Below are 20,990 nucleotides of genomic sequence, written 5' to 3' on the forward strand. Positions count from 1 at the left end.
GCAAATAGCTTTGAAAATATTGAGCGGAGCGTGATAGGATTTTTAAGGATTTATGGCTTTTAGGTGCGAGTTAGGGAGCTTTGGGGCTTTGTGAAATTATGGACTGGGGGAATGAATGTATTTTAAGAAAGTTTGGCATATTTTGCGTGTGGTTGTTTTTTGTGGATTTGCAAGTGCAAGTGCGTGGCTGTTTCTTGGCTGTTCTCAAACTCACATTCCACAAGCAAAAGGAGAATTTCAAGCAGAATCTGTAGTCTCGCAAGCACCGATAATTGTCAAAATAAGCTTTGTGGGTGATTGTGTGCTGGGGGATTATAAAGGTGCGAGCGGCGCGACTTTTAACGCGAAGTTTAAAGAAGTGGAGGGCGATTATGCCTACTTTAGCAAGGGTGTTGTTGCGGTGCTAAGCGAAGATGATTTGAGTGTGGCAAATTTAGAAGGTGTGCTAAGTGATAAAGAGCTGCAAAATGCCTTTGTAAAGCCTTTCAGCTTTAAGGGTAAAAGTGTTTATACAAATATTTTAAAGACTGCGAGCATAGAATCTGTGAATATTGCTAATAATCACACACGCGATTATGGCGCACAGGGCTTTAAGGACACAAGAGAGATTTTGCAAAATGCGGGGATTTCTTATTTTGGTGAAGGGTTTTTGGATATCCGCGAGATTAAGGGCAAGAAGTTTGGCTTTGGTGGGCATCGCGGGTGGAGCAGGGATATAAAAGCGCGCGTGAAAGATGAGATTGCGCGTTTGCGCGAAAATGGTGCTGAGGTGGTGATTTTTAGCTTCCATTGGGGTGAAGAGCGCGAGCATATTGCAAATAGCTTGCAACGCGAGATTGCGCATTTTGCCATTGATAATGGCGCGGATTTGATTATCGGGCATCACCCGCATGTTTTGCAGGGAATCGAGGAATATAAGGGTAAAAAAATCGTGTATAGTTTGGGGAATTTTATCTACGGCGGGGCGAAAAATCCAAAAGATAAAGACACGATGATTTATAGGGTGGAGTTTGCGTTTTATGAGAATCTAAATGACGCAAAAAACGTTTATGCAAAAATTGTTGGCAATAGAAATGAGAGTGCAGAATCTGTGAAACTTATCAGCCAAAAAATGCCGAATATGCGTGCGCAAGCGAAGTGTAACGAAGCTAGAGCTGAGGTGGAGTGCGATTTGACTGCACGAGAGGATACAATTGATGGAATAGGAGGAATAGATTCTCAAATAACAAGCCAGCATGATAGAATCCAAAAATCCAATCAACCAAAAAATACAGAATATGAGCGCGAGCGTAAGCGAGGCGGAGGTGAAGCGGGATTCACTCCCGCTGAGACGATACCAATTGATGGAATGGGCGCGTTTATCCACTCAATTGCGAGCGTGGATTTTTGGGGAGATTCTGGTGTGGTGTTAAAACACAGCATAATTCCTGCAAATATTTCTAGTCAAAATATCTACAATGATTATAGTCCCAGAATCTACGAAAAAAATAGCGGAGAATACGAAAGGGTGCTAAAGAGGGTTGAGGAATATAGCACCGCCAAAATGCCACAAAAAACGCGCTAATGTGTTTTGACGCACTTTGTGTATTTTAAATTAACTTAGCAATTCCCCATACAGCGAGCCACCTTGCGCGCGTGTGATACGAGCGTGGGCGAAAGTGCCAATCGCGCATTTTTTGCCTAAGATTTTTACGAGGCGATTATTCCCGCTTCTACCTTCACTCCAGCACTGCGCCTCATCATCGCGGTAGTTTTCAATAAGCACTTCATACACCCTGCCAATTTCATTTTTAGCGCGTTTTGCAAGCATTGACTTGTGAAGATTTTGCAAGCGCGCTAGGCGCTCTTTGGCAATGTGAGAATCCACAAGCCTGCTAGATTCAATAGAGTAAGCGGTCGTGTTTGGGCGCGGGGAATACACAAAGCTATACAAGGTATCAAAGCCCACTTTTTCCACCACATCAAGTGTATCGGCGAAATCCTCCTCGCTTTCTCCCGGAAATCCCACGATAATATCTGTGCCTATCCCCACATATTCCTGCCCAGCCTTGTGGAGAAACTCTCTTAATCGCGCGATTCTCTCCAAATACCATTCCTTGCTATATCCGCGCTTCATAGCTTTGAGAATCTTGCTTGAGCCACTTTGCAATGGGATATGGATTGATTTGCAGATTTTTTCATTATTCGCAAATTCCTCCAAAAACGCGTCATTCATATGCAGTGGGTGCGGAGAGGTAAAGCGGATTCTTTTAATGCCTTCAATCTCGCTTAGTGCGCGTAAAAGTTGCGTAAAATTTGTCTTTGGGTGCGGGCTTGAAAAGCGCACCCCGTAATTATTGACATTTTGCCCAAGCAATAAAAGCTCTTTGACGCCATTTTGTGCTAATTTGCGCGCCTCGCTTAAAAGCAAATCCTGTGGGATTGAAATCTCTTTGCCCCGCGTAAAAGGCACAATGCAATAGCTACAAAGCTTATCGCAACCAATTGAGATATTTAAAAGCGCTTTAATTCCCATATTTTGCGGTGAGGCAAAGACATAGCGGCTATCATCATAGTTAATATCCACTTCCACGGCTTTTGGGCTGTGAAGCACTTGCGTGATTTTGGAAGTATTGCGCGCGCCAAGCACAAAATCCACGTTCGGCGCTTTTTTGATGATTTGCTCTCCTAGCGCGCTCGCGGTGCAACCACAGACTCCGATTTTTGCACCTTGCTTTTTTTCACGCGCAAACTGCCCGATTTCGCTAAAAAGCTTGCGTTCGGGTTTTTCGCGCACCGAGCAAGTATTGATGAGAATCAAATCCGCTTCCTTTGGATTTTGTGTAAGCGTGTAGCCCTCTTTATATTCAAGTTCAGCAAGCAAATGTTCAGAATCCCGCTCATTCATAGCGCAGCCAAGTGTTTGAATATAGACTTTTCTTTTCATTGTCTCATAGCAACCCCCGCTTGTCTCCGCTTTAGTTTCATTGTGCGAATCTTGCGCGCTCATGTTTGAGATTTTTTGGTCATTGAGATTTGTAGATTCTGCAACGCTGTTTGATTGATGAGGATCTTGGATTTTTTGTTGTGCGGGTGTTTTGGAAGTCATAAAGTTTTAAAAAAATGTGGATTGATAAAGAAAAATCTACACCACATACAATTCATAAATATAGTTATTTTCATCTAAGCCATAGCGCACTTCGTTGAGTTGCACGCGGAAGCCACTTTTTTCAAGACTTGCCTTTGCTTTTTGCATATCTTTGTGCGAGTTTGTGCCATCAAAATAAAAAGCGTGCTCGTTTTGCTCTTGCACTTTTTTTATGATTTCATCAAGGCTTATTTTTGCTTCGACTTTCTTTTTGCTAGTTAAATCAGTCCTTGCGATTTTTAGCTCCATAAATTCTCCTTAAAGCTTGTGTGGGAAAAAAGCAGCTTAGAAATTAAGCCACTTTTTTGGAAGGTTTATTTAAATTGCCCTTTAATTTGCCCTACCCATTTTGAAATTCTCTCATCTGTTAAATCGCTTTGGTTGTCCTCATCAAGAAGCAATCCGATAAGTTTGCCATCAACAAGTGCCTTAGATTCATCAAAATCATAGCCTTCGTTTGCAGTTTGTCCGATGATTGTTGCTTTTTGCGCTTTTTCATAAAGGAAAAACAAAGCATCGCAATAAGTATCTGCATAAGTATCTTGATCGCCAACACCAATAAGTGCTACAACCTTGCCTTCAAAATCACCTTCACTAAAAAGCCCAAGATAGCTCTCCCAGTCATCTTGCAAATCGCCCGCGCCATAAGTAGGCGTTGCAAGAATAAGGTTTGTAAATCCTAGTAAATCTTCTTTTGAAGCCTTTGCCACATCAAAAAGCTTTGCGTCTGCGCCTAGCTCCTTTGCTACTTTTTCGCAAATACTTTGCGTATTTGAAGAATCGCTTCCATAAAAAATACCAATGCTCATTGAAAACTCCTTGTGAGATATTCTTTTTTTTGTTTGAAGTAAAAAAGAGCGTGCATTTTATAACTTTTTAGATAATGGGAAGAAAAATTTGCATAAAAATGCGCTTAAAGGGTGCATTTAGTGTGTTTTGAGAATTTTTTTTGCCTCTTTTAAGAGGGTTTTTTTATCATAATGTGTGCTTTTATTTTGGTAGATTTTTTCCTCTATAAGAGCGATAAAGCGTTGGATTGATGCATTTTGGGAATCTTTATTTTTGTATTTATGCGCAAGCAAAATTTCTAAAAGCTCCTTATAAGAGTGCGCGCGCAAGATAGATTCTCCTAAAAAATGCTTTTTACGCATAAAGATAAGAAATACCATAAAAAGAATAAGCGCAAGGAATGTAAATGGGAGCAAATTTTGCGCTTTTTTGGGTGTATGAGTTCGCGCTAAATCTTGCTTAATATGCACCGCAAAAGGTGCGGTGGTAAGTAAATAGCGCGTATTATATTCCTCATATTCCGCACTAAAGCTAGGAATCTCATAAGAATCTTTTGCCAAAATGCTAAATTCCTTGCTCAAAGTATGCCAATACAAGCCATTTTCTTTTCGCACAGAGTGCAGTTCTAGCGTCCCAGCATAAATGCTTACATTTGGGATAGTAAGCGAAAAATCTAGCTCAAACACATCACCATAGCTTTCTAGCACGACTTTATAAGTGGTTGGTGTTGTGGATTCTCTCTCTGTGTTAATTGTGCTTGTCTGATAAGAATCCTCTTGTAAAAACGCTTCAAGCTTGCTCTCTCCATACAAAAGCGCGGGATTTTCAGAATCTTGCACTTTAAGGGTAAATCGTGGTGTTAAAAGCGTGGTTTTACGCATTTTAGATGTATCTTTTCCATTGCCAAAAAGCTCTTGTTCCTCATTGCTAGAATTTTCTAAAACCTCAATTGATACTAAATCAACGCTCAAAGGCTCAATCTCAAAATTCCCGCTTTGCGTGGGATAAAAAACATGGCTTACCTCATAGACAATATTTTCCTGTGGTTCGCCCTCAATGCGCTCTACCTCATACACTTTAGCAAACTCAAGCCAAAAGCGCGAAATATGCAAGGTGTGGATAGATTCAAAAAAATCCTTTGCAATCTCTAAACGCACGCGATAGACTATTTGCTGCCCTTTAAAGGCGGTGTAGATTTTCTTTCCACCTAAAAATTCCTCTTTTGCGCCTTGCAGAGTGCTGGAGAGAAATATTTTTTCATTTCGTAAAGAATCTTTTTGCAAAGAATCTTGCGCGTGCAAACACGATGCAAACGCGCAAAGCATCAGTAAAAATACAATATTTATTCTTTTCAATATTCCACTTTTATTTTTAAGATTTGGTGAGATTCTAGCAAGTTTTAAGCATTTGCAATCAATTTTAAAGTAGAATTGCCACTTCATTTTAAAGGAATATAAGGGTTAAAAAATTGCAGATTCTTTGCCGAGCTTTTGGGCGTTGTGAAACAAATTGTTATATTCTCAAATTTTCGCAAGGCGAGGTGATTATCGACCCGGGCGAAGGCGCGAGCGCGTGGGTGATGCGTGAATGTCAAAATATCCTAGCTATTCTTAACACACACGGGCATTTTGACCATGTGTGGGATAATAGCGCGCTTAAAAAGCTTTATCCAAATGCGCCATTGATTTGCCACGAGCTAGATTCGTTTTTACTTCAAAAAGACATTTTTGGGCTCAACCTCCCGCTAAGTGAGCCCGATAGGGTCGTTAGTGTTTATAAAGATTCTCAAACAATTTTGCTTGCAGAATCTAGCCACAATGGCGCTCCAGAAATTTATGCGACTTTTCATCACTTCCCCGGACACACGCCGGGCTGTTGTATGATAGAGATTGGCGGAAGTGTGTTTAGCGGGGATTTTATTTTTTATCGTAGTATTGGGCGCAGTGATTTTGCGTATTCAAATGCTGCGGATATGCGCGAATCGCTTTTGCGCTTTCAAGGGCTGGATATTCTTTCTAGTCTTATTGCATACCCCGGACACGGGCAAAGCACGCTCATAAGTGATGAGCAGAAAAATAGCAAATTTTGGCTTACGCGATTATGAAATTTTGAGGTTTTAAAATGCTAGATTCTAAAGATTCTAATCAACATTATAAGTACGAGATTTTAAACCAATCAAAAGATGCTGGATCTAAGGAGTTTTTATGCTAGATGATAAGCAAAAAAAGCGTCACTCACGCGGGATTTCACTTCCTGATGTTGGTGAGGAGGGACAGGCAAAATTACTCAATGCGAGTGTGCTTATTGTGGGTATTGGTGCGATAGGTTCGGTGGTAAGCACATATTTGAGTGCAGTGGGTGTTGGGCGTATTGGATTGGTTGATTTTGACACCATTGATATGGACGATTTACAACATCAAATATTATATGAAATGCCTTACCTCAATCGCCCAAAAGTGCGTTGTGCGCAAGAGCGATTAGAAAAAATGAGCCCAAATACAAAGATTGAGGGTTATTTTGAAGTTTTTGGCTTGAAAAATGCGCTGGCTTTGATGAAAAACTATGAATTTATTGTCGATGCAAGCAATGATTTTAAAACTGCTTTTATCATTAATCAAGCCTGCGTGGTGCTAAAAAAGCCCTTTAGCAGTGCGAGTTATTTTGAGTATTTGGGACAGGCGCTAAGCTTTATACCACAATCTGCGTGCTTTGCTTGCACTTTTGGAAAAATCCCACAACAAGAATTGCACGGGCGTTTTAGAAGTGGTGTCTCTGGCTTTAGCACGGGGATTTTGGGTTCGATACAAGCCGGCGAAGTGATAAAGTATTTTTTGCATAAGGATTCTAAGGATTTTAATGAACATATGCTACTTAACACCATCGCGCTTGTAGATTCTCAAAAACTAAGCATTACAAAAATCGCCACACATAAAGATCCCAATTGTCCTGCGTGCGGGCAAAATGCTAGGTGCAAATAGGTAAATTTAAGAAGCTGGGCAAATTTAAGAAGTAGATAACTTAAATAATAGTGGATGGAGAAATGAAAAAGTTTGTGTTTGCGATGTTTGTATGTGCTGTGCAATATCTTTGGGCGAGTTGTTCTGGGGATTGTGTGAGCTGCCATTCTAAGCTTGATTTTAAGAATGATATGCGACATAAATCTATGACTGAATGCAAAACCTGCCACACAGAGAAAAAAATGGCAAATATTAATATGGGCGGTTGTGGGCAGGACTGCTTTGCCTGCCACGATGTGGAGAAAATCCGCCTGCCAGAGCTAAGGAAAGCACACAAGGTGATTGATGATTGTATGAATTGCCATATAGGGCTTTCAAATTCCATTTTCAAGCCAAATTTCGATGGTGTAAAAAGTATTTTTGATAGACGCAATTTTGAAAATTTTAGCAATGGGTTAGAAATTATAAAATAGGAATTGTTATTAATTTAACTTTAAGGAAACTTTGCTTACAATTCTCTCACTTTTTTAAAAGATATCTAAAAAAAATTCTTTTAATAAACCATCACTTTGAGATGCTAGAAGCGTAAGATTTTTATCAAACAGAATCTTAGGTTGGGTGGGTTTGGGCTGACAAGCATCTTTTTCCTTCCTTATTTGTTGTTGAATACCTCCCTTTTTTTGTGTTTGTTGTGGTTTAGAAAGGGAGGTTAGACTTCTAAAAATCAATTTTTCAAGGAATTATTATGGATAAGAATTTTATTATTGGGCATATGAATGAGCATCACACATCTTCACTTATTAAGGTTGTGAAAAAATTTAGTGGCACAAGCGATGTGCAAGAAGCCACTTTAATAGGTATAGATACAGCAGGGCTAGATATTGCTTATAATGGCACAAAGACCTTGCGCGTGGATTTTCCACAGGTGGTAACCTCAGATCAGATTCAAAGTGAAATCATCGCTCTTTGCAAGCGTGCAGGGATAGATTCTGAAGAAGGCACAGACACGCAAGTAGGGAGCGTAAAGAAAGAGATTGAAGAGTTTAAAAAAGGCTTTGGCTCGGTGATTTTGGCGACACTTAGCGAGCAGGGCAAGGTGATTAGCTCATATGCGCCACTTATCCAGCACAATGAGCGTTGTTATGTTTATATTAGCAGCGTGGCGGATCATTACCATAGCATTAAGGCAAATCCAAACAATATCGAGATGCTTTTCTTAGAAGATGAATGCAAGGCGAAATCTGTGATTTTGCGCAAAAGATTGCGCTACTCTGTCAATGCGCGTTTTATAGAACGTGAGAGCGAGGAATTTGAGCAAGCATTTAGCGTATTAGAAAACTCTATGGGCGGACATGGTGGCGTGAAGCAGATTAAAAAAATGCTTGATTTTAGCCTTGTGGAATTGCAACTTTTAGACGGGCGTTTTGTCAAAGGATTTGGACAGGCTTACGATATTAAAGCAAATGGCGAAGTCGCCTATGTCGGCACAAATGGGAATCCACACGATTTTGGGAAATAGCAGATTCTCTTTTTTTCTTTGAAATACGCCAACTTAAAGCAAGAGAATCTATAAGCCTTATCAAAATAAAAATGCTAAAATGCCAAGCTTATTTTTTTTGCACAGGTGATACAAAAGGAATACAATTTATGCAAACGCGTTGTGGATTTGTAGCGGTTTTGGGGCGTCCAAATGCTGGAAAATCAAGCCTTCTTAATGCCCTAAGTGGGCAAAATCTCGCGCTTGTCTCAAGTAAGGCAAACGCCACGCGCAAGCAGCAGCTTATCATCATCACGCATTCTGGGGAAGATTCTCAAGGTGCGTATAACGCGCAAATCATTTTCACCGACACGCCCGGAATCCACCATCAAGAAAAGCTTTTAAATAAATTTATGCTCAATGAAGCCCTGCGCGCGCTTAGTGATTGTGATTTGAAGCTTTATCTCGCACCTGCAGGCGATTCTATCAAGTATTATGAGGAATTCCTCGCGCTTTTGGATTCCAAAAAAACCCAAGATTCTAAGTTTAATTCCGCGCATATTTTGCTTTTAACCAAATGCGATATGCTAAGCCAAAAAGAGCTCTTAGAAAAAATTATGCAATACGAATCTTTAAGCGCGCGCTATCTTGCGCTTATTCCGCTAAGTATCAAAAAGGGTTTCAAACCTCAAATCTTACTTGACATACTTGCGCGCTATTTGCCACAAAGCCCGTTTTTGTATGATGAAGATATTGCGACAATCTCGCAAACACGCGAGATTGTAAAGGAGCTTATAAGAGAGAGTTTGTTTGAAAATCTTAGTGATGAAGTGCCTTATGAAAGTGATGTGTTGGTGGAAAGCTATAAAGAAGGTGAAGTTGAGCGAATTTATGCTAAAATACTGACCCTCAAAAACAGCCAAAAAGCCTTAATCATCGGAGAAAATGGCAAGACAATCAAGCGTATAGGCATTTGCGCGCGCCAAAAGATAGAATCTCTTTTGCAAAAAAAGGTATTTTTACGTCTTGAAGTTGTCGTGGATAAGGCGTGGAGCAAGGAAGTGGGCAAGCTTAAAAAAGTGGGCTATGATATGAGTTTATACGCAAAATAAAATGTGCGAATCATACAAAGCGCGTGTAAAGAAAAGAAACAATACAAAACGCACAAACAAGAATACACAAAATGGAGGGTAAGAGTTGAAATTTTTTATTGCAACGTTATTTTTTGGTCTGTCTTTTTTATCTACGACTTACGCAGATGAGGCGCGCAAGCCACTCAATCAAGAAACATTTAATCTCATTAATCTCTACCAAACACAAGGTATTGCAAGTGTGCAAAAGGAGCTAGAGCGCTACCTACTCACGCCAGAATATTGGCTACGCGCGCTTGAGGGCAAAGATGTGCGCTATGGTTATTATGAAAATACAAAATATCTTTTTGTTTCAGATAAGGCAGTGCCGGATTTAAAGCTTTTTAAAATCACGCAAAATGGCTTTGAATCTCTTGGAAACTCTAGCGCGCTTGTGGCAAAAGGTAAAGGACATAAAAAGCTAGAGGGGGATTTAACAACGCCCATTGGAGCGTATGATTTAAACGCGCGCCTTAGCGGATTGCCACCTTATTATGGTCCGCTTGCTTTTGCGACAAATTACCCAAATACTTATGATAAATCACTCAAAAAAACAGGTAGCGGGATATGGATTCACGGATTGCCCTTAGATGGGAATAGAGAGGAGCTAAACACAAAGGGTTGCATCGCAATTGACAATGAGATTCTGAAAAATTACGACAAGATGATTAATTACAAGGATAGCGCGGTGATTATCTCAGAAGGAGCTTTGCAAGAAGTGAGTATTCAAGAAATCGCAAAGCTTTTAAGTGGGCTTTTTTCTTGGAAGGAGGCGTGGAAAAATGGCGATTTGCAAAGCTATTTAAACTTTTATGACAAACAAGATTTTATCCGAGAAAATGGTATGCGTTACACTGCGTTTGCAGAATACAAAGCGCGTGTGTTTGCAAAAAATGAGCAAAAGCAAATTAATTTAAGCGCGATTGATATCTTTCCCTTCCCAAATGAGCAAAATAAAACAATGTTTCGCCTAAGCTTTCAGCAGGATTATAAGGCATTTTTCAATGGTAAGTTGAACTTTAGCTCAAATCATCGCAAGGATTTGTATGTGTGGCTTGAAAATGGTGAAATGAAGATTTTAAGCGAGAAGTAAATGAATTTTTTTGACGCGATAATTTTAGGCTTGGTTGAAGGACTCACGGAGTTTTTCCCTATTTCATCGACAGGACATATGATTTTGGTCTCAAGCGTGCTTGGATTAAAGCAAGATGATTTTTTGAAAACCTTTGAGATTGCTGTGCAATTAGGCTCGATTTTGGCAGTGCTGTTTTTACTTTATAGGCGTTTGATGCAGGGCATTGATATTTGGATAAAGCTTGCTATTGGATTTGTCCCCACAGGCATTTGCGGGTTGCTTTTGCACAAGCACATTAAGACACTTTTTGATGGCTATATCGTGGCGATTATGCTTATTCTTGGCGGGATTGTGTTTTTATTGATTGAATACAAGCATAAGGGCAAGGAATACGCGGTGAATGAAATTTCGCAAATTAGCTTTAAACAGGCGTTTTTTATCGGACTTGCGCAGTGCTTGGCAATGATTCCGGGGACTTCAAGAAGTGGAGCGACTATTGTCGGTGGGCTAATGCTAGGGCTTAATCGCAGGGTTGCAGCGGAGTTTTCCTTCCTTTTAGCTTTGCCCACGATGTTTGCAGCCACAGGCTATGATGTGTATAAGAATCTGCATATTTTAGATTCTGCTAATCTTGTGATTATGCTTGTTGGCGGAGCTGTGGCTTTTGTCTCGGCACTTGGTGCGATTAAATTTTTCCTTTTCTTTGTATCAAAGTTTAGCTATGTCCCTTTTGGAATTTATAGAATCCTCATAGGCGCGTTGTTTTTGGCATTATTTACTTTTGGGGTGTTAGATGCGCATTCTGAACTTTTTAATTAAATTTTTGGTTTTTTTTTGCTCTCTTAGTTTTGCTGAAGATTTTATAACTTTGCCTCGCCATAGTGTTTCATTGAGTTTTAGCGGGCAATACTATCTCTACGAAGAACCGAGTTTGATGAATATTTCTGGCGTTTTTGGCGGAATTGGTGGAGAGTATAAGTATTTTCACGATGATGGTTTTTTTGGAGAAACCCATCATCAAGTAAATTTCGCGTATTTTAGCACTTCAAGCACGCGCTACAATGGCTCACAATGCACTATTTCCGCGCCTGTGGTTTGCACACCATTACTTGCAGATTCTAAGGATTCTTACATTTTTTTTGAATACCACTACAAGCCCATTTTTATCCGCACAGGCAATGCCTTTGCAAGCTTTGACATTGGGCTTGGCTATCGCTTTTTAAACAATAAAATCTCTGCAAGCTCTGCCTATAAGCGCGAGCAAAGCTATTCGTATCTTATCACTGGATTTAACGCGCAATACGCACTTCATTCTGATGTCAAACTCTTTGCAAATGTGCTTTATAAAAATCTTTGGAGTGGGAAAAACACGAGCTATCTTAAGGATTTGGGTTTTGATAGCAACTTAAATGTTTCACAACATAGGGGGTTTGGGCTAGAATTTAGTCTCGGTGTTGAGCAAGAATTAAGCAAGCAGGGCATTGATATGGGCGTGGGTGTTAGCGCGTATTTTGAGTATTGGAACATTGGGGAATCTAACATTCAAGCTTTACATCAAGCAGGTGTGCCTTTTTATTTTAAAGAGCCTTACAACTACACGCAAGCCTTTGGTTTGCGGATTTTATTATCTTATAATTGGCTTTAAACTTCCCATTCGTCAAAGGCTTTTTTTGCCACTTCAATAACGCTATCAATCCCCCCAGCAAGCGAAAAAAGCCAGTATTTATGCGCGTAGAGCAAATCAATTTGCTTTGCCTTTAGCTCAATATCATCTTTTGCCACACGCACGATGATTTTAGCAATTTCCATTTCTTGATGCACGATATAAGATTGTATCGCGTCATTAAAGCACATGCTAAATTTCTCTTCCTTGAAAAATTCCTTAACCTCCTCAATATGCTTAAGCGCATTTGTAAGAAGCCCAAAGTCAAAAGATTCTAAAGCATTTTGCTTATTTGCTTTTTCTAGTTTTTCAATTAATCCAGCCACTTCTAAAAACACCTCTTCAATCTTTGCCTTTTTCTCCAAGCCAAAGTCGATAAACTCCTGTGTTTTTTGACGCGCTTTGCTAAGATTTGCTTGATAGGTTTTTGGCGTGGGTGAAGCGAGGATAAGAGATTCTTTTTTCCCCCCATTTTCACAGCCACTTACTGCCTGCAAAAAACTCATCTCTTTTGTCCCCTTAATGCGCACGCCACCTTCTGTGGCATTTATCACTTCGATTTTATAGGGTGTTTGCGCAATATCTGTTTCATAAAATTCTAAAAAAAGTTTCCAAATTGAAGTGGATTTCACCTCGCCCTTTCCGCCATACGCAGGGAGCAAAACCATATCTTTGCGTTCTTGTGGGTTGATTTCATCTTCGCCATACACAGCATTTTTTGCGTGTGAGCTTCCAGATTCTGAAAATGCCAAATCCTGCCCGATTAAAACCACCCTTTGAAAGCGCGCATACACAGCCATTTCATACGCCATATTTGCCGCACTCATTCCCACACCAATATAGCCATATTCCTTAAAGCCAAAATAATAAGTATAGCCAAATGGACGCATATTGTATTGCACTAAATCGCCCTTGAGCGCGTCTTTTAGGCGCTTATGCACAATTGAGCTAATGGCAAAAATCACGCCTTTGTGTTCCTGCTTTGGTGTGTCTTCATAAAATTTCGCTGTCAAATCAACGCGCTCTAAGCTAAACACAACATCAGGCTTAATGCCCTCTTTTGCAAGGATTGGGAATGATGCGTCAATGCAAAAAATTGTAAGATAATCTTGGTATTTTTTTAAAAGTGGCAATTGCTTGCTAAGGCTCGGACCTGTGGCGACAATGACCGCGGTGCTGCCTTTTATTCCTTTTGTATCACCTCGCGGGAGTGAATCCCGCTCTAGCTTCGCTCCAGCTTCGTTACACTTCGCTTGCGCGCGCATACTTGGCATTTTTTTGTTGATTGGATTTGTAGATTCTGTAATATTGTTGGTGTGTTCATATTCTGTATTTTCTAATTGATGAGAATCCGTAGATTCTAAAGGATTATTCGCCTGAACTTTAAAATACCGTGCGCGCTTGAAGCGCAATTCTTCCAAAAGCTCTAAAAGTGTTGGTGAGGCAAGCATTTGGGGCAAAGTCGCGATATGATGTGAAATCCCAATGATAGAATCCCTGCTATCATTCCCCACGCTTATCACGCAATGCTCCAGCGCACGCACAATCCACTTATTAAACTCAATGCTTAGCGCGCTAAATTTTTCATAATACCCATTAAAAATATGCAAATCATACAACCGCGCATAAAGCTTCGTGTGCTTGTCTTTGATGAAGTTGTTAAGTACTTCTTGGTAGCTCGTCTCCTTATCCCAAAAAAGAATGCGCCCTTGCAAAATCTCTTGCGAAAAATCCAGCAAATGCAGCACAATAAAGAGAATCTCAAGCTCTGGCTCAATCACCACTATGCGCTTAAGATTCTCATTTTGCAACAAAACCTTATAAAACACACCATTGCCAAGCCCAAAAAAATACAAATACGGATACAGCGCATAGGGCGTAAAGTGAATAATTTTTTCATTCGTGCTTTTTAGCGGTGTTTGGGGGAATAGGGGTGTAGAATCTGCCTTATCGATAATATTAAAATCTAGCACATCATTTGTTAAAAAAACTTCATATTTTTGGTTTGGGATAACCCTTTGCAAGCGCGCACTTAAGGCAGGATTTTTAAGCTTTAGCGCGCAAAGGTTTGTTTCAAAAAAATCCTGCATAAAAGTTTAAGAATCCATAAAAATTTAAGAAGCTCTATTGCAAAAGGCGCAAAACATTTTGTTGCACTGCATTTGCCTGCGCCATCGCAAAGCTACCACTCTGCGCCAAAACATTATGCTTAGAGAAAGTCGCAGATTCTGCGGCGAAATCCACATCGCGGATTTGAGATTCTGCGCTTTTGACATTGACTTGTGTTACAGAAATATTATTGATAGTGGCCACAAGTTGGATTTGTGCTGAACCCATATCTGCGCGGATTTTATCAAGTTGGATTCTCGCGGATTCTGCCATATCAATTACCACCATAGCACCTTTTAAGCTCGTGACACCTGCGCCTATTCCGCCTGCGTGCAATTCTGCTTGCGCCACATTGGCATTTGCCCCAGATGCTGAAGCAATGTTAGAATCCATCTCTCCCCGCACCGAGCGCAAATTCACGGTGTATTCTGCAATGCCTTGCGCGGTATGGAATCCTACATGGCTAAAGTTTGTTCCACTAATGATAATATCGCGCGCATCTGTGCGGATAAGCGTCAAGCGCCCAATGATTGTGTGTTCTGTCCCGCTAATCCCAGTGAAATTCCCTCCGCCAAAAACTGCTCCAGTAGCGCTTTGTGTCCTAATGGCAATCGCGCGCCCATCAGTGCTACGCAAATTTAAACGCCCGGTGATGTCGATAAACGCCTCTGCCCCTGTGCGCTCTTTGACGGAGTTAATCGCATTAATAAGGCGTCCATCTGCGTCATTTTTACGCACATCATTGATTGTCCCAATTGTAACATCATTTATCACTAACCCATGCACAGTTCCAGATAGCACAGGAGTGCCTCCAGTCCCCATAACATTCCAAGTAGCGCGCACGCCTAACTTATCTGAGTGTTTATTGATAACTTCTGAAAGCACGCCGATACCGGTATTTGCAGAGGTTGAAATCTTAACCGTTTCAAGAGTGAAGCTATTTTTCCCATCAACTTCTTTGACATTAAACATCACTTCTGTAAGGTTGCGTGCTGCACCAGAGGCGAGCATTCCAGTAGCAGAAAAAGAAGAGCTTTCCATTCTAATATGTCCGATTTTATCCGAGCTTGTAGGACCGATTGAGGCTTTGATTGTTGTGTTTGAATACGCGCCGATTTGAAATTCTTTATTAGAAAATGCACCAGAAAGCATCTGCTGTCCGTTAAAGCTTGTTGTGTTTGCAATATTATCAAGCTCTTCTAAGAGGCGCAAAATATCACTTTGCAGGGCTTTGCGAGATTCTGTTGTTTGTCCATCTTGTGCGGCTTGAATGGCTTTTGTTTTAATAGTATCAAGGATTTTTAGCTGCTCGTCCATTGCCTTATCCGCAACTTGAATCATACCAATCGCATCATTTGCATTCCTCACTGCTTGCCCTAACCCTTCGCTTTGCGAGCGCAAACTATCAGCGATAGCCATACCTGAAGCATCGTCAGCAGCCTTATTAAGACGCAAACCAGAGCTTAACTTCTCCAGCGAGCTATGCAAACTTCTATTATTTGCAACTCCAATTGTATGTGCGTTCAACGCAGAAATATTCGTGTTAATACGAAAGCTCATATTCAGAATCCTTTTTTTGCTAAAGTTTTTCTTGCTTGTGCCGAATAAAGCAAAAGATATTCCACAATTTTTACGCGCAAAATTTGCGCAAAATGAAAGAAGTTTTGTATTTTTTACTTTCATTGTGATAGAATTTATTAAAAACCAAGCAAAAGAGAATCCCCAATGAAAAACCTTATCATCGTAGAATCTCCCGCCAAGGCGCGCACGATTAAAAACTTTTTGGGCAAGGATTATGAAGTCATCGCTTCAAAAGGACACATCCGCGATTTGCCAAAATACACGCTAGGTATCAATGTCGAAAATAAGCACTTTGTGCCAACATACGCGATTGATAAAGACCATAAAGATATTGTTGAAGAAATCAAAAAGCTTGCAAAAAAGGCAAAAATAACTTATATCGCAACTGATGAGGATAGAGAGGGTGAGGCGATAGGCTATCATATCACGCAAACTCTTGATTTGCCAGCTGAGGAGTTTCCGCGCATCGTGTTTCACGAAATCACAAAAAGTGCGATAAAGCACGCGTTAGAAAATCCAAAGCGCATTGATATGAATAAAGTCAATGCACAGCAGGCAAGAAGGCTACTTGATAGAATCGTAGGCTTTAAGCTAAGCAATCTCATCTCTTCAAAAATCGCGCGTGGGCTTAGTGCTGGACGCGTGCAAAGTGCGGCGTTAAAGCTTGTGATTGACAAAGAGCGCGAGATTCAGGCGTTTAAAAGTGTAACTTATTTTCTTATCCAAGCGCATTTTGAAACAGACAAAAAAGAAATTATAGAATCCGAACTCATAAGCTATAAAGGCAAAACACTCCAAAAGCTTTCTTTGCAAGATGAAAAAGAAGTAAAAGAGATTCTGACAAATCTTAACAAACAGCAATTTATTGTGGCAGAAATCAATAAAAAAAGTAAAAAAACCACCACACCTCCGCCATTTATGACTTCCACACTTCAGCAAGTTGCCTCGACACAACTCGGCTTTACGCCAACTAGGACGATGAGTATCGCTCAAAAACTCTACGAAGGTGTGCGAACGCACGAAGGCGTGATGGGTGTGATTACCTATATGAGGACAGATAGTCTTAATATCGCAAAAGAGGCGAGGGATAGCGCGCGCGAGGTTTTGGAAACTCACTATGGCAAAGCCTATGTCCCAGCAAAGCCAAAAATCTATGCCAGCAAATCAAAAGGCGCACAAGAGGCGCACGAGGCAATTCGCCCGACAAATCTTGGATTTACACCAGAGATTGCAAAAAGTTTCTTAAAGCCAGAAGAGCTTAAACTCTATACGCTCATTTATAAGCGGTTTTTGGCAAGTCAGAGCGTTGATGCAGAGTTTGAGTTGCAAAATATTATTTTTGCAAATACAGAGCAAAGCGCGCAGTTTAAGGCAAATGGCAGGCGTCTAGTTTTTGATGGATTCTATAAAATTTTAGAACTAGAGGATAAAGATGAACTGCTCCCGCAACTAAAGCTTAAAGAATCTATTAACGCGCAAAAAATTGCGAGCATTAAAAAGCAGACCGAGCCACCCGCACGTTATTCTGAAGCAAGCCTTATTAAAAATCTCGAAGCACTTGGAATTGGCAGACCTAGCACCTACGCCCCAACAATCTCGCTCCTTCTTGGGCGCGATTATCTCCAAAATGAGAAAAAGGTGTTAATCCCTACGCAAAGTGCGTTTCAGGTAATCGAAGTGTTAGAAACTCATTTTAATGAAATTGTGGATAGTAATTTTTCCGCTGCACTTGAAGATAAGCTTGATTCTATCGCTCAGGAAAAGGCGGATTGGAATCAAGTGCTGTGGGAGTTTTATGAGCCATTTATGCAAAAAATCGAGGAAGGCAAGCAAACTATTGCCTCACAAAAGCAAGCAATCCCAACCGGCGAGTTATGTCCAAAATGTAATAAAGAGCTTGTGTTGCGCAAGGGGAAATTTGGCGAATTTATCGCGTGTAGTGGCTACCCGAAGTGTAAATACATCAAATCTAGTGAATCTAAAGATTCTCAAAGTGTGGGTGAAAAATGCGAAAAATGTGGCAGAGATATGGTGAAAAAGTTTGGGAAAAATGGTGAATTTATCGCGTGCAGTGGCTATCCAGAATGCAAAAACACAAAATCGCTTAAACCAAAAGAAGTTCTTGACGTGTCGTGTCCGGAATGTGGTGGGAATTTGCTAAAGAGATTTTCAAAACGTGGGGCGTTTTATGGTTGCCAAAATTACCCAAAATGCAAATTTATCTCTAAATATCCGCTTATACAAGAGCGTTGCAAGGAATGTGGTGGAGTGATGGTAGAGCGTGAGCTGAAAAGTGGGAAATTCCACGAGTGTCTAAAATGCAAGCATAAAATTGAGTGCTAACGTGCTTGGTTATATTTCTAAGCGCTTGGCATTACTTGTGCCGACTTTATTTGGGATTCTTATTCTTAATTTTCTCCTTATCCAGCTCTCCCCGGGTGGTCCGATTGAGCGCACTATCGCAAAGCTAGAGCGTTTGGATAAGCCCGCAGAATCTGCCATTGCACAAAAAAGCTTCTATAAAGGAAGTAATGGCTTAGAACCTGAATTAATTGAACAGATTCAAAAACTCTATGGCTTTGATAAACCACTGATTGAACGTTTTTTATTATGGTGAAAAATTATGCGCTTTTTGATTTTGGCGAGAGTTTTTATCGTCAGCAAAAAGTGCTTGATATTATTATTGAAAAACTTCCCGTAAGCATTTCTTTGGGCTTTTTTAGCACATTTATAATCTATCTTATTAGCATTCCTCTAGGCATTATCAAGGCAAAAAGGCACGGGAGTGTGTTTGATATCGCCACAAGCTTTGTGGTGGTGATTTTTCACGCGATACCAAGCTTTTTGCTTGCGATTTTTTTAATCGTGCTTTTTGCCGGCGGGAGTTATTTTGATATTTTCCCACTGCGCGGGCTTGTGAGTGAGGACTTCGCGCAAATGAGTTTTTGGGAAAAAATCAAAGATTACTTATGGCACTTATGCTTGCCTGTGTTTTGTATCTCTATTGGTGGTTTTGCTACATTAAGTATGCTATGCAAAAATTGTTTTTTAGAAGAAATCCATAAAACCTATGTTCAAACAGCGCGTGCAAAAGGTGCGAGCGAACAACAGATTCTCTATAAGCATATTTTTCGTAACGCGATGCTTTTGATTGTGAGCGGATTTCCTATGGTGTTTGTGGGAATGTTTTTTAGCGGAAGTTTGTTGATTGAAATTATTTTTAGCCTCGATGGGTTGGGACTTTTGGGCTATGAAAGCGTGGTAAATAGAGACTATCCCATTATTTTTGGCACATTGTATATTTTCACCTTTTTAGCGCTCATTGTTGGCATTATTAGCGATGCGCTCTATGTGGTGATAGATCCAAGGATACACTTTGGAGTTCGCTAGATTCTAAAAAATTGCTAGCAAATTTTAAGGGTCTTGTTGCCTTCAAGCTTTTTTTGCTTTTAATAATTTTCAGATTCTATGAGTTTTAACATTTTTGAGAATCCTAATTCCCAAATTTTGCGATTTTCTCAATGATTTCCTCCAAACTTAGCGTGTGTGTGACGCCACCAACTTCAATGGCTTTTTTTGGCATACCAAAGACAACGCAACTTTTTTCATCTTGGGCAATTGTCGTAGCGCCATTGTCAAAAAGCTCTTTTATTCCGATACTGCCATCATCGCCCATACCTGTGAGAATGACGCCCAGTGTGTTTTTGCCCGCGATATTATTAGCAAAGCGGAATAGAATATCCACACTTGGCTTGTGGCGCGAGATTCTAGGACCATCAAAAGGCTTGGCGCTGTATTTGCCGTTTTCATAATTTAAAGAAATGTGAGAATCCCCGCTTGCCAAATATGCGCAGGAAGTTTCCAAAAGCATTTCTTGTGTTACTTCAAAGATATTAAGCATTGATAGAGAATCTAGGCGCTTTGCAAACGAGCTTCCAAAAGGCTTTGGGATATGTTGGACGATGACAATTGGCGGCAAGCCAGAGGGCAGTCTTTCAAAAATCGTGCTAAGCGCATCTACGCCGCCGGTGCTCGCACCTATGACGATGAGCTTTGGACGCAAGAAATCCTTGCAGGGCTTGCTTTCTAAAAGTGCATCGGGGTGTAGTTTTTTGCTTGGAATCCTGTGGAATTGTTCTTTAGATTCTGAAATTTGCGTTTTGGTGATAAGAGGTTTGTTAGATTCTGCCATTGTCCATCCTCAAAATCATTTTTTAATAAAAATCTTGCGCCCGAGCTTTTCTGTATTCACAACTAAATCGTGTAAGCCTTCAGAATGCCCAAGATACAGCGTCCCACCGACTTTTAAAAGCCCAAAAAGGCGTTGGAGTATTTGCATTTGATCACTTTTTGTGAAATAAATAAGCACATTGCGACAAAAAATCACATCAAATTCTTCGGCGTTGAAAGGATACACCTTATTGAAAAGATTAAGTTGGCGAAATGTGATGAGATTTTTAAGCTTTGGTTTTGCGCTTAAGTGGCGCAGACGCGGATTCTCATCAACGACATAAAAAAACTCGTGCATTTCATCTTCTGCCCATTTGAGCCATTGCTCTTGAGCAGGATTGACTTCATATTTGCCAACTTGCGCGATTTTTAGCACTTGGGTGTCAATGTCTGTGGCAGTGATTTCAATGCGCGCGCTTGAGGGGTAGAGTTTTTTAGCATAAAGCGCAGTGCATGCAATGGAGTAGGGTTCTTGTCCAGTGGAAGAGGCACAACAAAAGATTTTTATGGTTTTATTATTGCGCAACAAATTTGGCAACACGCGATCAAGCAAGTCTTCAAAATGAAAAGATTCTCGAAAAAAATCTGTCTTATTGGTGGTGAAAACATTAATAAATTCTTGCGCGATTTTTTTGTCTTTCTCCATCGCTTTTAGCAATTCATCGATGCTACCATAATCCATACTTTTAGCCAGCTTTGCCACGCGATTTTTAATCATCGTCTGCTTAGAATCCACAATATGAATACGAGAGAGTTCATAAATCTTGTCTTTTAAGAGTGCGAATTGTCGCTCATCAAAGTTGGTCACAACCACCTCCTTTTTTGATTGTGAATCTTAAATGCAAAATGTGC

18 protein-coding genes and 1 pseudogene are annotated in these 20,990 nt (G+C 40.4%); 11 read left to right on the forward strand and 8 right to left on the reverse strand.

Translation table 11 applies throughout. The features are described 5' to 3' along the window. Positions 1-115: 115 nt before the first annotated feature. Positions 116-1,564, forward strand: a complete 1,449-nt coding sequence (locus A3217_RS01865) for a CapA family protein (protein ID WP_066387245.1) — start codon at positions 116-118, stop codon at positions 1,562-1,564. 30 nt (positions 1,565-1,594) lie between these two features. On the opposite strand, the gene miaB is transcribed toward A3217_RS01865, so the two are convergent. The 4 genes from miaB to A3217_RS01885 form a co-directional block, all read right to left on the reverse strand. Further along, positions 1,595-2,926: a tRNA (N6-isopentenyl adenosine(37)-C2)-methylthiotransferase MiaB gene (gene miaB / locus A3217_RS01870; protein ID WP_082807946.1), complete on the reverse strand. Its 1,332-nt coding sequence runs from the start codon at positions 2,924-2,926 to the stop codon at positions 1,595-1,597. A 198-nt stretch (positions 2,927-3,124) separates the two neighbouring features. After that, positions 3,125-3,376 (reverse strand): HP0268 family nuclease, encoded by a 252-nt coding sequence (locus A3217_RS01875; RefSeq protein ID WP_066387247.1) that lies wholly within the window; start codon positions 3,374-3,376, stop codon positions 3,125-3,127. A gap of 65 nt (positions 3,377-3,441) precedes the next feature. Further along, the gene (locus tag A3217_RS01880) at positions 3,442-3,936 is read right to left on the reverse strand and encodes a flavodoxin (protein WP_066387249.1); all 495 of its coding nucleotides are present in this window, start codon (positions 3,934-3,936) and stop codon (positions 3,442-3,444) included. Between the two features lie 117 nt (positions 3,937-4,053). Beyond that, positions 4,054-5,271 carry a hypothetical protein gene (locus tag A3217_RS01885; protein ID WP_231860261.1) on the reverse strand — a complete coding sequence of 406 codons (1,218 nt, stop codon included), beginning with the start codon at positions 5,269-5,271 and terminating at the stop codon, positions 4,054-4,056. Between the two features lie 113 nt (positions 5,272-5,384). Between A3217_RS01885 and A3217_RS01890 the strand changes: the two genes are divergently transcribed. The 8 genes from A3217_RS01890 to A3217_RS01925 all read left to right on the forward strand — a co-directional run bounded on the left by A3217_RS01890 (position 5,385) and on the right by A3217_RS01925 (position 12,200). Beyond that, positions 5,385-6,020, forward strand: coding sequence for an MBL fold metallo-hydrolase (locus A3217_RS01890; RefSeq protein ID WP_066387254.1), 636 nt, complete (start codon positions 5,385-5,387; stop codon positions 6,018-6,020). A 100-nt stretch (positions 6,021-6,120) separates the two neighbouring features. After that, a complete protein-coding gene (locus A3217_RS01895) occupies positions 6,121-6,894 on the forward strand; it encodes a HesA/MoeB/ThiF family protein (RefSeq protein ID WP_066387259.1) in 774 nt (257 codons plus the stop codon). A 62-nt stretch (positions 6,895-6,956) separates the two neighbouring features. Then, on the forward strand, positions 6,957-7,346 hold the full coding sequence (locus tag A3217_RS01900) for a hypothetical protein (RefSeq protein WP_066387261.1): 390 nt from the start codon (positions 6,957-6,959) through the stop codon (positions 7,344-7,346). A 272-nt stretch (positions 7,347-7,618) separates the two neighbouring features. Further along, on the forward strand, positions 7,619-8,392 hold the full coding sequence (locus A3217_RS01905) for a HugZ family heme oxygenase (RefSeq protein ID WP_066387264.1): 774 nt from the start codon (positions 7,619-7,621) through the stop codon (positions 8,390-8,392). 128 nt (positions 8,393-8,520) lie between these two features. Continuing rightward, entirely contained in the window at positions 8,521-9,462 is a 942-nt protein-coding gene (era, locus tag A3217_RS01910; protein WP_066387267.1) for a GTPase Era, read from the forward strand. Positions 9,463-9,547: 85 nt separating this feature from the next. Further along, entirely contained in the window at positions 9,548-10,573 is a 1,026-nt protein-coding gene (locus tag A3217_RS01915) for a L,D-transpeptidase Cds6 family protein (protein WP_231860262.1), read from the forward strand. Further along, positions 10,574-11,374 (forward strand): undecaprenyl-diphosphate phosphatase, encoded by an 801-nt coding sequence (locus tag A3217_RS01920; protein WP_066387268.1) that lies wholly within the window; start codon positions 10,574-10,576, stop codon positions 11,372-11,374. Positions 11,375-11,444: 70 nt separating this feature from the next. Continuing rightward, positions 11,445-12,200: a hypothetical protein gene (locus A3217_RS01925; protein ID WP_156471822.1), complete on the forward strand. Its 756-nt coding sequence runs from the start codon at positions 11,445-11,447 to the stop codon at positions 12,198-12,200. Here A3217_RS01925 and A3217_RS01930 read toward each other — a convergent pair. Continuing rightward, on the reverse strand, positions 12,197-14,308 hold the full coding sequence (locus tag A3217_RS01930; RefSeq protein WP_066387273.1) for a motility associated factor glycosyltransferase family protein: 2,112 nt from the start codon (positions 14,306-14,308) through the stop codon (positions 12,197-12,199). The genes A3217_RS01925 and A3217_RS01930 overlap by 4 nt on opposite strands. A gap of 34 nt (positions 14,309-14,342) precedes the next feature. Then, complete coding sequence (locus A3217_RS01935; RefSeq protein WP_066387274.1) at positions 14,343-15,887, reverse strand: flagellin B; 1,545 nt, start codon at positions 15,885-15,887, stop codon at positions 14,343-14,345. Between the two features lie 165 nt (positions 15,888-16,052). Here A3217_RS01935 and topA point away from each other — a divergent pair, with 165 nt between their 5' ends. Together topA and A3217_RS01945 are read left to right on the forward strand one after the other, a co-directional pair. Further along, entirely contained in the window at positions 16,053-18,251 is a 2,199-nt protein-coding gene (gene topA / locus A3217_RS01940; protein ID WP_066387275.1) for a type I DNA topoisomerase, read from the forward strand. 1 nt (position 18,252) lies between these two features. After that, a pseudogene (locus tag A3217_RS01945) lies at positions 18,253-19,298 on the forward strand (microcin C ABC transporter permease YejB). Between the two features lie 103 nt (positions 19,299-19,401). On the opposite strand, the gene A3217_RS01950 reads toward A3217_RS01945, so the two are convergent. After that, positions 19,402-20,100 carry a CheB methylesterase domain-containing protein gene (locus tag A3217_RS01950; protein WP_082807842.1) on the reverse strand — a complete coding sequence of 233 codons (699 nt, stop codon included), beginning with the start codon at positions 20,098-20,100 and terminating at the stop codon, positions 19,402-19,404. 15 nt (positions 20,101-20,115) lie between these two features. Further along, positions 20,116-20,946 carry a CheR family methyltransferase gene (locus A3217_RS01955; protein ID WP_066387280.1) on the reverse strand — a complete coding sequence of 277 codons (831 nt, stop codon included), beginning with the start codon at positions 20,944-20,946 and terminating at the stop codon, positions 20,116-20,118. Positions 20,947-20,990: the final 44 nt, after the last annotated feature.

It is taken from the genome of Helicobacter himalayensis, from assembly GCF_001602095.1.
In the GTDB taxonomy this organism is placed as follows: Bacteria; Campylobacterota; Campylobacteria; order Campylobacterales; family Helicobacteraceae; genus Helicobacter_F; species Helicobacter_F himalayensis.

What these genes read in the sequence shown, in the direction of transcription:
- A3217_RS01865 (WP_066387245.1), top strand. Translation starts at nt 116, where the DNA reads ATGTATTTTAAGAAAGTTTGGCATATTTTGCGTGTGGTTGTTTTTTGT.
- miaB (WP_082807946.1), bottom strand. Translation starts at nt 2,926, where the DNA reads ATGAAAAGAAAAGTCTATATTCAAACACTTGGCTGCGCTATGAATGAG.
- A3217_RS01875 (WP_066387247.1), bottom strand. Translation starts at nt 3,376, where the DNA reads ATGGAGCTAAAAATCGCAAGGACTGATTTAACTAGCAAAAAGAAAGTC.
- A3217_RS01880 (WP_066387249.1), bottom strand. Translation starts at nt 3,936, where the DNA reads ATGAGCATTGGTATTTTTTATGGAAGCGATTCTTCAAATACGCAAAGT.
- A3217_RS01895 (WP_066387259.1), top strand. Translation starts at nt 6,121, where the DNA reads ATGCTAGATGATAAGCAAAAAAAGCGTCACTCACGCGGGATTTCACTT.
- A3217_RS01900 (WP_066387261.1), top strand. Translation starts at nt 6,957, where the DNA reads ATGAAAAAGTTTGTGTTTGCGATGTTTGTATGTGCTGTGCAATATCTT.
- A3217_RS01905 (WP_066387264.1), top strand. Translation starts at nt 7,619, where the DNA reads ATGGATAAGAATTTTATTATTGGGCATATGAATGAGCATCACACATCT.
- era (WP_066387267.1), top strand. Translation starts at nt 8,521, where the DNA reads ATGCAAACGCGTTGTGGATTTGTAGCGGTTTTGGGGCGTCCAAATGCT.
- A3217_RS01920 (WP_066387268.1), top strand. Translation starts at nt 10,574, where the DNA reads ATGAATTTTTTTGACGCGATAATTTTAGGCTTGGTTGAAGGACTCACG.
- A3217_RS01930 (WP_066387273.1), bottom strand. Translation starts at nt 14,308, where the DNA reads ATGCAGGATTTTTTTGAAACAAACCTTTGCGCGCTAAAGCTTAAAAAT.
- A3217_RS01935 (WP_066387274.1), bottom strand. Translation starts at nt 15,887, where the DNA reads ATGAGCTTTCGTATTAACACGAATATTTCTGCGTTGAACGCACATACA.
- topA (WP_066387275.1), top strand. Translation starts at nt 16,053, where the DNA reads ATGAAAAACCTTATCATCGTAGAATCTCCCGCCAAGGCGCGCACGATT.
- A3217_RS01950 (WP_082807842.1), bottom strand. Translation starts at nt 20,100, where the DNA reads ATGGCAGAATCTAACAAACCTCTTATCACCAAAACGCAAATTTCAGAA.